The organism is Nocardiopsis sp. FIRDI 009, from assembly GCF_003386285.1.
Classification (GTDB): domain Bacteria; phylum Actinomycetota; class Actinomycetes; order Streptosporangiales; family Streptosporangiaceae; genus Nocardiopsis.
In genome coordinates, this window is sequence record NZ_QPNC01000015.1 from 198,104 (window position 1) to 213,482 (window position 15,379).

Below are 15,379 nucleotides of genomic sequence, written 5' to 3' on the forward strand. Positions count from 1 at the left end.
CCGACCCGCGCGCCCTACTCCACGGTGGTCTCCAGCGGCAGGGGGTCGGCGCTGACGAGGGCCGCCAGGGTGCTCGCCTCCTCCTCGGTGAAACCGCCGGTGATCGTCGTGGCCCCGCCCACCAGTCCGACCTCGCAGGCGACGTCGACCCCGACCTCCGGCGCGGTGACCACCTCCTCGTCCACCACGAACGCGATGCGTCGCCGTGGACTCGCCGCCGGTCGGCACGCCGCCTCTCCGGTCATGCGGGCCCACGTGTCGGCCCCCCGTCCGGTGAACGTGACGTGCACCAGCCACGCGGAGACCTCCGGGCTGTTCTCGGCCTCACCGGACGCGACCCCGTCGTTGTCCAGCGCGGCCGGGCCGAGCAGCAGGTCGCCGCTCCCGTCCGGGGACGGCAGGACCAGCTCGACGTCGGAGAGGTCCTCGGGTTCGGCCCCTGGCTCGCCGACCGGCCCCACCAGCCCCACGACCGGATGGACCGTCAGGCGCCCCCGCCGCTCCAGGAGGGCGACCGCCTCCTCGACGTCCGCGTCGCGCGGCAGCTCGACGGTGACGGTCCTCTCCCCGGCGGTGACCACCGGCTCTCCCGCCCCCATGCCCCGGACCCGCCGTCGCAGGATCTCGGCGACGCGGTCCACGTCCTCGGGGGAGACGGTGGCGTCGGGGGCTCCCACCCGGACGACGAACGTCTCACCGCCTCCGGGCCGCGCGGACCACCACACCCAGGCCGTCGCGCCGGCCAGGACGATCACGGCGAGGGCGGCGGCCACGAAGACCGCGATCAGCCATCCGCGACCGCGGTGCCGGGACGTCGGGGGGTGGGGGTGCACGGGTTTCCTCCCTGGAGGGCCGTGGGCGAACCGGGCTGTGCGCGAGGTCCGGGGGACGGGCTCCCCGACCGGCTCACATCATCGGGGCGATGACGACCCGGTAGCGGGCGCCGTCCTCGGTGGACACGTCGCGGCGGAAGTCGTTGACCCGGTTGACGGACCGCTGCACCACACCGCCGTCGATCTCGCTGGTATCGACCGTGGGGAGGTGTTTCTCCACCGCGCGCAGCGCCTCGTCGACGGTCATGGCGGTCTCCCGCCGCTCCGGGACGATGCGCCACCCGTCATCGGCGAGGCGGCTGATGGCGATCCGGAACATACCGGTCTCCCTGCGGTCTCGGGGGGCTCTGAGCGCATTCTCCCCCATCACCTCCGACGCTGTGAAGTGCCCGTTGTACGGATGACGCACGTTCGATCGGTGTGCGCCCGATGTCCGTTCCGCCCGCCCCGGACACTCCGCGCACCGGGTGTCCCGCGCACCGCGCACCCCGCGCGTCACAGCCAGGTGACCCGCGAGTCCTCCAGGTCGTAGCGGGCGGCCACGACGTCCAGGAGTCCGGAGTCGACCCGGTCCCGCAGATCGGGGTCCTCCCGCAGCTTCTCGGCGACGTGCCGCGCGTTGGCGCGGACGCAGTCGTCGACGAAGTCGTCGCCGTCCTCGGGTGTGGACTCGACGACGGGAAGGATCCGCTCGACCAGGTAACCGATGTGGCCGGGCGGGACCTCGCCGCTCCGGTACGCCTCGACCGCGGCCGTGACCGCACCGCAGGAGGAGTGCCCCAGGACGACGATGAGCGGCACCTCCAGGTGCTCGGCGGCGTAGCTCACGCTGCCGAGGACGGACTGGTCGAGCACCTCGCCGGCGGAGCGGATCGTGAACAGGTCGCCGAGGCCCTGGTCGAAGACCAGTTCCGGGGGGACGCGCGAGTCAGCGCAGCCCAGGACGGTGGCGAAGGGGTACTGCCCGTCGACGAGCGCGGCTCTGCGGGCTCTGCCCTCGTGCGGATGCAGGGAGGCGTGGTGGCGCCAGCGACGGTTGCCCCACCGGAGCAGGCGGAGGGCGCGACGGGCGTCCACGGAACCGGGCGGGACGGTGGGGACGGGGTCGGCGAGGGCCGCCCCGGGCGCCGCGGTCGCGGCGGCGGCACCGGCGCCGCCGAGGAGGGAGGCGCGCAGGGCGCCACGGCGTGAGAGGGTCATGGGGGTACGAATCCTCACGTAATCAGCAAACTACCGTGTGTCTCACGTGCGCCCCAGAACCTACTCTTCGCGACTATTCGGACACCACCGGTTTGACGAATCCCTAACGCCGTTCGGGTGCGCGCCCACGCCCCGCCCCCGCCCCGCCGAGCACCGGCCGACGGGGATCAGGGGTGGTCGCCTACCATGAAGGGAAAACCGACCGTTCGTTCAGTTCGCCGGTTCCGTGTGCGGACGCCGACACGGACCACCGGCTCGCGCCCGCCCCGCACGTGGACGCTCAACAGGAGGTAGATTCGACAGCCGTGTCCCGAACTTCCCCAGTCGAACCGGTGCCCGCACGCGGCGAGGTCGCCCGGCGCCGCTCCGGCCGCCCCGGCCACGACGCCGACTCCGTCCTGCGCGTCGCCGCGCGCGTGTTCAACGAGCGCGGGTACGACGGCACGAGCATGGAGGACCTGGCCCGCGCGCTGGGCGTCACCAAGTCGGCCATCTACCACCACGTCAGCGGCAAGACCGAACTGCTGCGCCGCTCCCTCGACCTGGCCCTCGACGCGCTCTTCGCGGTCACCCGGGAGGAGTCCTCGACCACCGGTCCGGCGATCGACCGCCTGGAGAACGTCCTGCACGGCAGCGTCCGCGTCCTGGTGGAGCAGCTGCCGCACGTGACCCTCCTGCTGCGGGTCCGGGGCAACACCGAGGTGGAGAAGCACGCCCTGGCCCGGCGCCGCGAGTTCGACCACCTGGTCGCCGATCTCGTGCGCGAGGGCATCGCCGCCGGTGAGATCCGCGACGACGTGGACCCGGCGGTCGCCTCCCGGCTGCTGTTCGGCATGGTCAACTCGATCGTGGAGTGGTACAAGCCCGATCGCGGACTGGACGCCGACGAGCTCGCCGACTCCCTGGCCCGCATCGCCTTCAGGGGTCTGCGCACCCAGGGCGGCGGTGAGGGCCGCTCCGACGGCGCCCGCCCGCGAAGCGGCTCCGGGCCAGGACGGTCACCGGACTGACCGCGGGCGGCCGACGGGCGGCCTCCGGGCAACCGACAACCATCCCTTTCCACCCGCGTCCCTCTTCACACGGGGGCCGCATGGCCGAAACCGGACACCATACGTGGCCTCAACCACTCGTGCCACAAATCACTGGATTTGTAACATGCAGTGACCCCCCACCCCAGTCCGGAGCGCCGCACCAGTGGTCCAGTACCTCGCGCAGACCGCCCTCACCCCCACGATCGCCTACACCGTCTCCGTCATCGGTTCCCTGCTCGGACTCGCCTTCGCCACCCGCGCCCGTCTCACCACCAGCGCGGCCCGCTGGGTGTGGCTGGCCCTGGCCGCCCTCTCCCTCGGCGGAACCGCCGTGTGGTCCATGCACTTCATCGCGATGATGGGCTACTCCGTGCCCGACGTCATCATCCGCTACGACCCCCTGCTCACCGTGGGCAGCGGCGTGCTCGCCGTGGCGGTCATGGCCGTCGCCCTGGCACTGACCATCACCCGGCCGACCAACTCCCGACTGATCACGGGCGGCCTCATCTCCGGGGTCGGGATCGTCTCCATGCACTACATGGGCATGGCCTCGATGAACGTCGCCGGGACCATGCACCATGAGCACGGCCACGTGGTCGCGGCCTCCGCCATCGCCCTGGTGGCGGCCACCGCCGCCCTGTGGTTCGCCTCCCGGCTGCGGGGCGCCCCCGTGATCGTCGTCGCCTCCCTGGTCATGGCCGCCGCCGTGACCGCCATGCACTACACGGCGATGGCCGGGGTCAGCATCACACCCGCCGACAGCGGGGAGCGGCGGTCCACCCCGCCCGGGTCCAGCGCCCCCGACCTGCTCCTGCCGCTGATCGTGGGCCTGTTCGTCTTCCTGCTCATCTGCAGCCTCGTCCTCATGCTCGCGGCGGACGACCGCGACGGCCGCGGGAGGGCCGCCCGGAGGGCGCCGAGCACACCCGGAGGCGGACCGCGCGGGGACGTCCGCACCGACGGAGCCCCCGCCCCCTACACGCCCCGCCACTCCGCACGCGGAACCGCCCCCGCGCCCGCCGACGACGTGTGGACGCCCCGCAACAGGCGCTGACCCCACCGGGCCGCCCCGCACCCGAAAAACCGCTGGCTCCCCCGGGCCCGGCCGACCTAGAATCGGCGGGCCCGCACGCGCCGCGTGCCACGGGGCCGACCGACGACGGAGAGGACGACGCCATGGCTGAGTTCACGTTCCACCCCCAGCCCACCTCCACGATCGTCCGCGAGCCCTGAGGACGCCCTCCCGGGGCTCGCCGTCACAGAGAGCCCGACGTGAGCACCCACGACCACTCCGACGACGCCTCCGCGTCGCACCCGCTGACCCCCCTCGGCTGGACCTCCCGTGTCGAGGCCGCCTTCGACTCCGTCGCCCTGACCAGCCAGCACGTCCTCCTGCCCGCCCGGGTCAGCGCGGCGCGCCGGGGCGGCGCCCAGGTCCTCCTCCCGACGCCCGAGACCGCCGAACACTCCCCCGCCGTGCGCCGCGCCGCCCGCACCGACCCCGCCAGCGCCCCGACCAGCGGCGACTGGGTGGCGGTACGCCGGTCCGGCGGCACCTGGCTGATCGAGGCCGTCCTGGAGCGCGCCTCGGCCCTCGTCCGCCAGGGCGTGGCCACCGACTCCCACGACCAGGTCCTGGCCGCCAACGTCGACACCGTCCTGATCTGTGAGGCCGCCGACCAGGGCCCCAATGTGGGCCGCCTGGAACGTTTCCTGAGCCTGGCCTGGGCCAGCGGAGCCGCCCCCGTCGTCGCCGTTACCAAGGCCGAACTCGCCGGTGACCGACTCCCGGAGGTGGTCGAACTCGTCGAGTCCGTCGCCGGCGGCGCCGACGTGCACACCGTCAGCGCCCGCACCGGGGTCGGTCTGGGGGAGCTGGCCGCCCGCCTGCTGCCCGGCAGCACCTGGGTCCTTCTGGGCACCTCCGGCGCCGGGAAGTCCAGCCTGGTCAACGCCATCGCCGGACACACCCTGATGGACACTGGCGAGATCCGCCACGACAGGCGCGGGCGGCACACGACCACCCACCGCCAGCTCCTCACCCTGCCCGGTGGAGCCCTGATCCTGGACATCCCCGGTGTGCGCCGGATCGACGTCCCGGGCGACGCGACCGGGGTCGACCGCACCTTCGACGACATCCGGGAGTTCGCCCAGCGGTGCCGGTTCGCGGACTGCTCGCACGGACCCGAGCCCGGGTGCGCTGTCGTCGCCGCCGTCGACGAGGGCGAGCTGGACGCCCGTCGGCTGGAGCGGTGGAACAAGCTCCGGCGCGAGGCCGAACGGAACCGGTCGCGGACCGACCGGCGGCTGCGCGAGGAGGAGAAGCGGCGCTGGAAGTCCCACGACAGGATCGCCAGGGACGCTCGGCGGCGTAAGCGCGGCCACTCGTTCTGAGCGACCGCCCGTTCCGGGCAGCCGCCCGTTCGGAGGGGACCGGACCGCGGCGACCGGCCGCCCGTTCCCCCGCTCACGCACGGACGCCCGGCTCCCCCTGACGGGGAGGCCGGGCGTCCGGCGGTTCGGCCGCCGAGGTGAGCGGCTCAGATGCCGAAGGCGCGCCGCGCGTTGTCGGCGACGGCCGCGGCCAGGTCGTCCTCGTCCATCCCCTTGGTCTGCGCCAGGGAGCGCAGCGTGTGCGGGATGAGGTAGGGGGCGTTGGGCCGACCCCGGTAGGGCTTGGGGGTCAGGAAGGGCGCGTCGGTCTCCACGAGCATCAGCTCCGGCGGCGCCACCCGGGCCGCCTCCCGCAGCGGTTCGGCGCTGGCGAAGGTCACGTTGCCCGCGAAGCTCATGAAGTAGCCCTGCTCCGCGCAGACCTTCGCCATGTCGGCGTCGCCGGAGAAGCAGTGGAAGACGACGCGTTCGGGCGCGCCCTCCTGAGCCAGGATCCGCAGGACGTCCTCGTGCGCCTCGCGGTCGTGGATCATCACCGCCTTGCCGTGACGCTTGGCGATGTCGATGTGGCGGCGGAAGGACTCCTCCTGCGCACGCGCCCCCTCCGGGCCGGTGCGGAAGGTGTCCATCCCGGTCTCCCCCACCGCCACCACGTGCGGCAGGGCGGCCAGCGCGTCGATCCCCGCCAGCTCCTCCGCCAGCCCCTCGTAGCCGCCGCCCGGGCGGGCCTTGCCCGCCCAGTCGGTGTCGTCGACCTCCACCCCGGTGGCGCCGTCACCGTGCACGACGCGCGGCGCCTCGTTGGGGTGCAGCGCGACGGCCGCCCACACCCTGCCCGGGTGCGCCTCGGCGGTCTCGGCGGCCCACCGCGACGACGGCAGGTCCACGCCCACCTGGATGAGCGGGGTCACGCCGACGCTCTCGGCCGTCCGGATGATCTCCTCGACCCCGGGCGTCTGCATGTCCATGTGCGTGTGGCTGTCGGCCACGGGGACGCGCAGGGGCTCGGGCACGGGCGGCGGGGTCTGGCTGTTGCGCTCCCTGACCGCTTTGCCGCTACGCCTGGCCATCGGCGCCCTCCAGCCCCAGGCGGGCGAGCTCCTCGTCCACCACGGACGGGTCGAGCTTGGCGAACAGCGGCTGCGGACGGCTCAGCGGGGTGCCGGGCACGATCGGCCGGGACTCCCAGCGCGCCTCGTCGTCGGCGTAGTTTCCGGTGATCACCGGGTAGTCCACCGCCTCCTCGGAGCCGCCGATGGTGTCGTGTCCGGTCTCCAGGCGGGGCATGCCCGTCCAGGTGCCGGTGCCGCCCAGCATCGCGTACACCTTGTTGGCCGACTCGGGCAGGAACGGCGTGAGCAGCGCGTTGGCGTCGCTGACCAGCTGGAGCGCCACGTGCAGGACGGTGGCCATCCGGTCCGGGTCGGTCTTCTTCAGCGCCCACGGGGCCTGGTCGGAGATGTACTTGTTCGCCTCGGCGACCGTGCGCATCGCCTCCTGGAGCGCGGCCTTGAACTGCGACCGCTCCAACTTCCGCCCGACCTGCGCGAACGCCTCCCGCGATGCGGCCAGCACCCGCCGGTCCTCGTCGGTGAGCTCGCCCGCCTCGGGGATCTCGCCGAGGTTCTTGGCGGCCATGGAGATCGAGCGGTTGACCAGGTTGCCCCAGGCGGCGACCAGTTCGTCGTTGTTGCGGCGGACGAACTCGGCCCAGGTGAAGTCGGTGTCCTGGGTCTCGGGCCCGGCGGCCATGATGTAGTAGCGCAGGGCGTCGGCGGAGTAGCGCTCCAGGAAGTCGCGCACGTAGATCACCACGCGGCGCGAGGAGGAGAACTTGCGCCCCTCCATGGTGAGGAACTCGCTGGAGACCACCTCGGTGGGCAGGTTGAAGGAGCCCAGCTCGCCCGCGTCGCCGCCGCGGTCCCCCTCGCCGCTGGCGCCGAGCAGGATGGCGGGCCAGATCACCGAGTGGAAGACGATGTTGTCCTTGCCCATGAAGTAGTAGGACCGGGCGTCCTCGTTCTGCCACCAGCGGCGCCACGCGTCCGGCTCCCCGATCCGCCGGGCCCACTCGATGGACGCGGACAGGTAGCCGATCACCGCGTCGAACCACACGTACAGGCGCTTGTTGGCGTTGTCGGACCAGCCCTCCAGCGGGATGGGCACGCCCCAGTTGAGGTCACGGGTGACCGCGCGGGGCTGGAGGTCCTCCACGAGGTTCAGGGAGAACTTGAGGACGTTGGGGCGCCAGTCGCCCTCCTTGCCCTTGAGCCACGTGGTGAGGATGTCCGCGAACGCGGGCAGGTCGAGCATGAAGTGCTCGGTGTCCACGAACTCCGGGACCTCCCCGTTGACCCTCGACCGGGGGCCGATGAGGTCGATCGGGTCGAGCTGGTTGCCGCAGTTGTCGCACTGGTCCCCGCGCGCGCCGTCGTACCCGCAGATCGGACAGGTGCCCTCGATGTAGCGGTCGGGCAGCGTGCGGCCGGTGGACGGCGAGATCGCGCCCTTGGTGGTGTGCGTGAAGACGTAGCCGTTCTCGTACAGCGTGGTGAACAGCTGTTGGGCGACGGAGTAGTGGTTGCCGGTGGAGGTACGGGTGAACAGGTCGTAGGAGAGGCCGAGGGCGACCAGGTCCTCGGCGATGATCCGGTTGTAGCGGTCCGCCAGCTCCCGGGCGCTCACACCCTCCTGGTCGGCCAGCACCTGGATCGGGGTGCCGTGCTCGTCGGTGCCGCTGACCATCAGCACGTTGTTGCCCGACATTCGCTGGAAGCGGGAGAAGACGTCGGAGGGGACTCCGAAGCCGGACACGTGACCGATGTGGCGCGGTCCGTTGGCGTAGGGCCAGGCGACCGCGGTCAGGATGTGGCGATTCGACGACATGCCTCAAGACTAAAGCCGTCGGGACCCGGCCGCGCCCTCCGGCACGGTCGCCGCCCGCCCCGGCCTCGGTCGCGGCCGGAAGCGGCCACGTCCGGCGGCCGTCGCGGCGGCCGGAAGCACCCTTACCGGACGGGCCTCGCGGTGGTAGGAACAGTAGTGGGGCCGCGGTCGTCCACAGGGAGCCGGGGGACGATTCCCCCGGGTCTGATCGTGCCCGTATGCTCTGCTGAACGCCGCCGATCGCGACCGGGGCGCCCGGCGGTCCCACAGTCAACCCGGTCCTTCGTTCGAGGCGGTGGTCACCACGGTTACCCGTGCGCTACCCCGCCCTGCCCGCGCCGCCGTGCTCATCACCGGTGTGGTGCTGACCGTCGTGCTCGCCCTGCCCTCCGCGTCCACCGCCTCGGCGGCCGGGACGCCCGGGCACGCGCCGCACGGCGTCCCCGGTGTCGAACGGGCGGCCGACCCCGGCGCGTCGGCGGGGGAGGACACCGGTGAGGGCCCCCGCGAGCACGCCGCCCCGGGCGAGCGTCCGGTCCTCACGGCCGCGGCGGCCCCGGCCACCTGCGAACAGCGCGCCACTGCGCGCGACCTTCCCGACGCGGTGCCCGGCTGCGCGCTCCGGCTGGCGGCCTGGGAGCAACCGTGGTGGCCGCTCCCCCGCCCGCACCCCGACCCCCTGCCCGAACAGGTCACCTCCGGGGAACTGCCGCCCACGCGTGCGCCCCCTCTCACCGCGCCCACCACCGTCTGACCCCTGTCGGACCGCGCCCGGCCCCACCGGACGCGCCCGGCGATCCACCCACCCGCAGTGAGAGGTTCCACCCCTTGTCCAGTCAAACGGGAGCCGGAGGGCGCTGGATTCGCGCGCTCATCTCCCTCCTCGTCATCCTCGTCGCGTTCGGCGCGGCGTGGTTCATCCCGCCCCGCCTGGGTCTCGACCTCAGCGGCGGCACGCAGATCGTCCTGGAGACCCAGGACGGCCCGGACGGCACCCCGGCCAACGCCGAGAACACCGACATGGTCATCGAGGTGCTGCGCCAGCGCATCGACAGCCTGGGCGTCGCCGAGGCGAACATGTCGCGCTCCGGAGCGAACCGGATCATCGTCGAGCTGCCCGGCGTCCAGGACCCGGCGGAGGCCGCCCAGATCATCGGCCAGACCGCGCAGCTGACCATCCACCCCGTCCTGGGCACCGGCCAGGGCGGCCAGGGGGTCGCCCCCGGCGACTTCGCCAACGCCCCCCAGGACACGGCCGACGAGGCCCGTGCCCCGGCCGACTCCGAGGAGACCGGGGACGGGTCCTCGGACGAGGGGTCCTCCGGCGACGGGGAGGCCACCGAGGGCGAGGACGGCTCCGGGCTCTCCGAGGAGGAGCTCGCCGAACTCTTCGGCGGCATGGGCGGCGACTCCACCGCCGGCCAGGGCCAGCCCGCGGAGAACCCCGAGGACGTCGCCCTGACGCTCCCGGACTCCACCGGCACCTACCTCCAGCTCGGCGAGGCCGCCATCCAGGGCGACCACATCGCCGGCGCCGAGGCCCGGCTCGACACCGTCACCGGCGCCTCCTGGGTCGTGAACGTCAACTTCCGGGGCGAGGGCCGCGACGAGTGGGCCGAGCTCACCGGCGACGCCGCCTGCTACAACATGGGCGACCCGCGCCGCCGTGTCGCGATCGTCCTGGACAACGAGATCATCTCCGCCCCGGAGCTCAACCAGGACTACGTGTGTGACGCGGGCAGCCGTGAGGGCAGCACGACCATCACCAACCCCGACTTCAACAGCGAGAGCGCAAACGAGCTGGCGGTCCTGATCGAGGGCGGTTCGCTGCCGCTGCCGGTCGTCGAGATCCAGCGCCAGACCGTCGGCCCGACCCTCGGCGCCGCCGCCATCCAGGCGAGCGCGATCGCCGCCGTCCTGGGTATCGCGTTCACCGCCCTGTACATCACGCTGGTCTACCGGCTCGTCGGTCTGCTGGCGTCGGTGGCGCTGGCGTTCTACACGCTCATCGCCTACGGCGCGCTGGTCGCGATCGGGGCGACGCTGACACTGCCGGGCCTGGCCGGTTTCGTCCTCGCCATCGGTATGGCCATCGACGCCAACGTGCTCATCTTCGAGCGCGCGCGTGAGGAGTACCAGCGCCAGCAGCAGGTCTACGACGCCAACCGGGCGTCCGGCATGCGGGACTCCGACGACGAGGAGGCCACGGGCGCGGCCGCCCGGCGCCGTCGCCGCCGGGCCATCCCGCCGAGCCTGGAGAAGGCCTTCGTCGAGGGCGGCCGGAAGGCGTGGAGCGCGGTGCTCGACACCAACATCACCACGCTCATCGCCGCGGCGCTGCTGTTCTTCTTCGCCTCCGGCACCGTCCAGGGCTTCGGTGTGACCCTGAGCATCGGCACCATCGCCTCGATGGTCTCCGCCCTGGTCATCGCGCGCGTCCTGGTCGAGTGGGCGGTCCGTCGCGCGGTCGTCCGCAAGCACCCGGCGATCACCGGCCTCAGCCGGATCGGACCGGTGCGCACCTGGCTGACCACCAAGAACCCCGACCTGATGAGGTTCCGCCGGATCGCCCTGGTCGTGGCCGGGCTCATCGTCGTGACCGCCGTCGCCGCGCCGCTGGTGCGGGAGACCAACCTGGGCGTGGAGTTCACCGGCGGCCGGGTCCTGGAGTACGAGATCACCGGCGACCAGGACCTGAGCGTGAACGACGCCCGCGAGGTCGTCGCCGGGCTCGGCTTCCCCGGCTCGGACACCGCGGTCGTGCAGGAGGCCGGTGACGGCGACCTCGCCGTGCGCACCGGGGACATCTCCGACGCCGACGCGGCGGCCGTCGAGGAGGCCCTGGACGAGGCGACCGGCGGCGTGGAGCTGCTCAGCGACGAGCTGATCGGGCCGAGCATGGGCGACGAGCTGCGCAACCGGGCGCTGATCGCCCTGGGCGCGGCGCTCGCCCTCCAGCTGCTCTACCTCGCCTGGCGGTTCCGCTGGTCCTTCGGCCTGTCCACGATGCTGTCGCTGGCGTTCAACATCACCCTGGTGATCGGCCTGTTCATCTGGCTGGGCAAGCCGATCGACGGCGTGTTCCTCGCCGCGATCCTCAGTGTGATCGGCTTCAGCGTCAACGACACGGTCGTGGTGTTCGACCGCGTACGCGACGAGTGGGCACGGGACGACAGGTCGCCGTTCCGGGAGATCGCCAACCGGGCGGTGCTCAACACGCTGCCGCGTACGGTCAACACCACCGTCGGCGCGCTCATCATCCTGAGCTTCCTGACCTTCTTCGGCGGGTCCTCGCTCCAGGACTTCTCGATCGCGATGCTGGTTGGTCTGAGCACCGGTGTGGTCTCCACGGTGTTCGTGGCGATCCCGCTGGCCATCTTCTTCCAGAAGTGGGACCGGACCCCCGCGCCGCACGTGCTCAAGGAGCGCAAGACCAAGGAGCGCAACGCCGCCAAGGCGGTCCGCGAGATGGACGACGGCGCCGTCGTCTAGACCCGTCGGCGGGCTCGACGCCTCCCGGACACCAGGGGCCCGGGTACCGTGCCACGGCACGGCGCCCGGGCCCCTCCCGCGTGCGCGGGGGCGCGCGGGCGTTTCCGCCGTTGAGCAGCTAACTTGCGTCGCCCCTCCCGCGTGCGCGGGGGCGCGCGTCCGGTCCGGGACGGTCCCCGGTGTCAGCCCGTCGGGGCGGGGGCCGGAGCGCCCTCGGATGCCTGGACGAGCACGAAGCCCTGCCCTTCGAGGGACATCTGGACGGCCTCGCCGCTGCCCCGGCCGATCAGCGCGCCCGCCTTCATGGTCCGGCGCACCCCGGTCCGCAGCGAGCTGGACCAGGCGACCGCCGCGTCGGTGTCGACGAAGGTCGGTTGGTCGATGTTGAGCAGCACGGGCGCGCCGTGGCAGGCGATGGCCACGCGTCCGTGCCCGTGGAACACCGTGTTGAACAGACCGCCGGAGATGATCCCCGCCCCCTCGACCCGGCGGATGTCCCAGCTCAGAGTGGGGTCGAAGGCGAGGACGTTCTCACCGTTGACGGTGATCGCGTCGCCTTCGAGGTCGACGAGGTGCACGTCCCAGGCGTCGCGGGCCAGGAAGACGTCACCCTGGCCGGTGATCCGCATCAGGGGCATGCCCTCGCCGGTGAGGGCCTTCTTGAAGAATCTGCCGACGCTGCCGGAGCCCTCGTAGGAGAAGTCGACGTTGCCCTGGTAGGCGACCATCGAGCCCTGCCGGGCGAGCACCGAGCCGTTGAGGCCGATCCGCAGCATCTTGTGGTTCTGGAGGGACATGCCGGGGAGGTTGTTCTCCTGGGCGTGCCGGAAGAGTTCGCTACGCATGCCCCTGATCCTGCCCCACCCCGTGGACGAGGTCATACACCCGACGTTTGGGCACGCCCGCCTCCTTGGCCACGCGGGCGATCGCCTCCTTGCGGCGTACGCCCTCCTCCTCCAGTGCGGACACGGCCGCGACGAGGTCGGCGGGGCTGGCCGTCCCGCCGCCCGGGCGCGCCCCCTCCACGACCACGGAGATCTCCCCGCGCACGCCCTCGGACGCCCAGGCGGCGAGCTCGCCGAGCCCGCCCCGGCGCACCTCCTCGTAGGTCTTGGTCAGCTCACGGCAGACGGCGGCGCGGCGGTCGGCGCCGAACGCGTCGGCCATCGCCGTCAGGGTCGCGGCGATCCGGTGGGGGCTCTCGAAGAAGACCATGGTGCGGCGCTCGTCCGCCAGGTCGGCCAGGTATCCGGTCAGCCCCTTGCGCGGCGGAAAGCCCTCGAAGCAGAATCGGTCGGTGGGCAGGCCCGAGACCACGAGCGCGGTCGTCACGGCCGACGGACCCGGAATGGAGGTGACCGGAATGTCCTCCTCCGCGCAGGCCGCGGTCAGGCGGTAGCCGGGATCCGACACCCCGGGCATCCCCGCGTCGGTGACCACCAGCACGTCGACCCCGTCCCTGAGGTCGGCGAGGAGTTCGTCGGTCCGACGGCTCTCGTTGGCGTCGTAGTAGGACACGACCCGGGCGCCCTCGGCGCCGCCCAGGCGCACCCCCGCCCGTGCGGCGAACTGGCGCAGCCTGCGGGTGTCCTCGGCCGCGATGACCCGTGCGCCCTCCAACGCTCCGATGAGCCGGGGCGGCGCGTCCTCCAGGTTCCCGATGGGCAACCCGGCGAGCGTCAACGTCCCGACGCGCCGTGCACCAGCCACACCCTCATCCACTGTGATCCCCGTCCTGTCACGCTACGGTTGGCCTGTCATGCCGACCGAAAACCCGGTTTCGCGGCCCGCCCGAACACGGACCGCCCGAACCCCAACCTACGAGCCGAGATGACCACCACCGCACCTTCCTCCGAGGCTCCGCCTCCCACGGCGCCCCTCCCACCCCATCCGACCCGGCAACGCCTGGGCCTGCCGCACCCCTCCTCCACCGGCGCGGGGCAGCGCTGGCTGGGCTGGGCGAGCGCCCTCCTCGTCGCCCTGTTCGCCGGAGCCCTGAGGCTCTTCAACCTCGGCGAGCCCCCGAGGATCTACTTCGACGAGACGTACTACGCCAAGGACGCCTACGGCCTGTGGGAGTTCGGCTACGAGCACGAGACGGTCGAACGCGCCGACGACCTGCTGGCCCAGGGGCAGCAGGACATCTTCACCGGGGCGGGCGACTTCATCGTGCACCCGCCGGTCGGCAAGTGGATGATCGCGCTCGGCGACTGGCTGTGGTCGCTCCTGCCCTTCGGCTCGTCCATGACGCCCGAGGGGTGGCGGTTCGCCTCCGCGCTGGCCGGGATGGTCACGGTGCTCATCCTGGTGCGCCTGGCGACGCGGATGACCCGTTCGCTGCTGTTGGGCTGTACGGCGGGGATGATCCTGGCCCTGGACGGTCTGCACTTCACGCTGAGCCGTATCGCCATGGTGGACATGTTCCTGACGCTGTGGCTGCTGGCGGGGTTCGCGTGCCTGGTGATCGACCGTGACGCGACCCGGGAGCGGCTGGCGCGGGTCGCGGAGTCCGGAGCGGACGTGACCCGGGTGTGGTGGCTGGGTGCGCGTTGGTGGCGGCTGGCTGCCGGACTGTGCTTCGGTCTGGCGGTCGGAACGAAGTGGTCGGCCCTGTTCTTCATGGCGGCGTTCGGTCTGCTCACGGTGGCGTGGGACTACGGGGCGCGACGCAACGTGGGTCAGCAGCGCCCGTTCTGGCGGTGGCTGGGGGTCGACGCCGTCCCGGCGTTCGTCCAGACGGTCGTCGTGGCCGCGGTGGTGTACCTCGTCTCCTGGTCGGGATGGCTGTTCACCGGTGGCGGATACAACCGCGACCACGCCGACGGCCTGCTGCCCGCGGGGGTGCCCGCGCCGCTGAGGGAGCCCGTGGAGGCGCTGGTGAGCCTGTGGGACTACCACGGCCGGATGATGCACTTCCACAGCACCCTCACCAGCGACCACTCCTACATCTCCGCGCCGTGGGAGTGGCTCGTCATGCGCACCCCGGTGATGTTCCACTACAACGGCGAGGCCGTGGGCTGCGGCACCGGCGACTGCGTGACCTCGATCGTGTCCATCGGCACGCCCGTCATCTGGTGGACCGCCGTCATCGCGCTCCTGGTGATGGTCGGCTGGTGGGTGACCTTCCGCGACTGGCGCGCCGGAGCGGTGGTGTTGGCGGTGGCCGCGGGCTGGCTGCCCTGGTTCGCCTACCCGGACCGACCGATGTTCCTGTTCTACGCGTTGCCGATCCTGCCGTTCCTGGTCCTGGCCGTCACGCTCATGCTCGGGCTGGTCATGGGCGCCGGGGAGGAGAGCCCGCGTTTCGCGCCCTATGCGCGAGCCCTGGGCGGAATCGTCTTCGGTGTCGTGATGCTGCTGATCATCGCGCACTTCGCGTATCTCTACCCCGTCCTGGCGGCCTATCCGATCGACGAGGCCAGCTGGCGGGAACGGCTGTGGTTCGACGTGTGGATCTACGGCAACGGGGGCTCCTGACCTGTGGGGGAGCGCCGCCCGGGGCAGGAGCGGCCGTGACGGGCGGCAGCGGTGTTTCCGCCTGCG

At 72.3% G+C, this 15,379-nt stretch carries 13 protein-coding genes; 6 read left to right on the top strand and 7 right to left on the bottom strand.

Annotated elements, in window-relative coordinates; genetic code table 11:
* Positions 1 to 14 precede the first annotated feature (14 nt).
* The 3 genes from DVR05_RS12790 to DVR05_RS12800 form a co-directional block, all read right to left on the bottom strand.
* Positions 15 to 833, bottom strand: a complete 819-nt coding sequence (locus DVR05_RS12790; RefSeq protein ID WP_116246084.1) for a hypothetical protein — start codon at positions 831 to 833, stop codon at positions 15 to 17.
* A gap of 73 nt (positions 834 to 906) precedes the next feature.
* Positions 907 to 1,152, bottom strand: coding sequence for a hypothetical protein (locus DVR05_RS12795; protein WP_116246085.1), 246 nt, complete (start codon positions 1,150 to 1,152; stop codon positions 907 to 909).
* Between the two features lie 176 nt (positions 1,153 to 1,328).
* Positions 1,329 to 2,033, bottom strand: a complete 705-nt coding sequence (locus DVR05_RS12800; protein ID WP_116246086.1) for a carbonic anhydrase — start codon at positions 2,031 to 2,033, stop codon at positions 1,329 to 1,331.
* A gap of 398 nt (positions 2,034 to 2,431) precedes the next feature.
* Here DVR05_RS12800 and DVR05_RS12805 point away from each other — a divergent pair, with 398 nt between their 5' ends.
* The 3 genes from DVR05_RS12805 (at position 2,432) to rsgA (ending at position 5,458) form a co-directional block, all read left to right on the top strand.
* Complete coding sequence (locus DVR05_RS12805) at positions 2,432 to 3,043, top strand: TetR/AcrR family transcriptional regulator (RefSeq protein WP_255423087.1); 612 nt, start codon at positions 2,432 to 2,434, stop codon at positions 3,041 to 3,043.
* 184 nt (positions 3,044 to 3,227) lie between these two features.
* Positions 3,228 to 4,118 (top strand): MHYT domain-containing protein, encoded by an 891-nt coding sequence (locus DVR05_RS12810; protein ID WP_116246087.1) that lies wholly within the window; start codon positions 3,228 to 3,230, stop codon positions 4,116 to 4,118.
* A gap of 218 nt (positions 4,119 to 4,336) precedes the next feature.
* Positions 4,337 to 5,458, top strand: a complete 1,122-nt coding sequence (rsgA, locus tag DVR05_RS12815) for a ribosome small subunit-dependent GTPase A (RefSeq protein ID WP_116246088.1) — start codon at positions 4,337 to 4,339, stop codon at positions 5,456 to 5,458.
* A gap of 146 nt (positions 5,459 to 5,604) precedes the next feature.
* Here the strand turns inward: rsgA and DVR05_RS12820 are convergent, their stop codons facing one another.
* The gene (locus DVR05_RS12820; protein WP_116246089.1) at positions 5,605 to 6,528 is read right to left on the bottom strand and encodes a TatD family hydrolase; all 924 of its coding nucleotides are present in this window, start codon (positions 6,526 to 6,528) and stop codon (positions 5,605 to 5,607) included.
* A complete protein-coding gene (gene metG, locus DVR05_RS12825) occupies positions 6,515 to 8,344 on the bottom strand; it encodes a methionine--tRNA ligase (protein WP_116246090.1) in 1,830 nt (609 codons plus the stop codon). Before metG ends, DVR05_RS12820 begins: the two co-directional genes overlap by 14 nt.
* A gap of 295 nt (positions 8,345 to 8,639) precedes the next feature.
* Here metG and DVR05_RS12830 point away from each other — a divergent pair, with 295 nt between their 5' ends.
* Entirely contained in the window at positions 8,640 to 9,098 is a 459-nt protein-coding gene (locus DVR05_RS12830; RefSeq protein WP_232832106.1) for a hypothetical protein, read from the top strand.
* A 74-nt stretch (positions 9,099 to 9,172) separates the two neighbouring features.
* Entirely contained in the window at positions 9,173 to 11,836 is a 2,664-nt protein-coding gene (gene secD / locus DVR05_RS12835) for a protein translocase subunit SecD (protein WP_116246092.1), read from the top strand.
* Positions 11,837 to 12,018: 182 nt separating this feature from the next.
* Here the strand turns inward: secD and DVR05_RS12840 are convergent, their stop codons facing one another.
* Entirely contained in the window at positions 12,019 to 12,681 is a 663-nt protein-coding gene (locus tag DVR05_RS12840; protein ID WP_116246093.1) for an AIM24 family protein, read from the bottom strand.
* The gene (gene rsmI / locus DVR05_RS12845; RefSeq protein ID WP_116246094.1) at positions 12,674 to 13,558 is read right to left on the bottom strand and encodes a 16S rRNA (cytidine(1402)-2'-O)-methyltransferase; all 885 of its coding nucleotides are present in this window, start codon (positions 13,556 to 13,558) and stop codon (positions 12,674 to 12,676) included. Before rsmI ends, DVR05_RS12840 begins: the two co-directional genes overlap by 8 nt.
* A 108-nt stretch (positions 13,559 to 13,666) precedes the next feature.
* Here rsmI and DVR05_RS12850 point away from each other — a divergent pair, with 108 nt between their 5' ends.
* Positions 13,667 to 15,313, top strand: a complete 1,647-nt coding sequence (locus DVR05_RS12850) for a dolichyl-phosphate-mannose--protein mannosyltransferase (RefSeq protein ID WP_116246095.1) — start codon at positions 13,667 to 13,669, stop codon at positions 15,311 to 15,313.
* Positions 15,314 to 15,379: the final 66 nt, after the last annotated feature.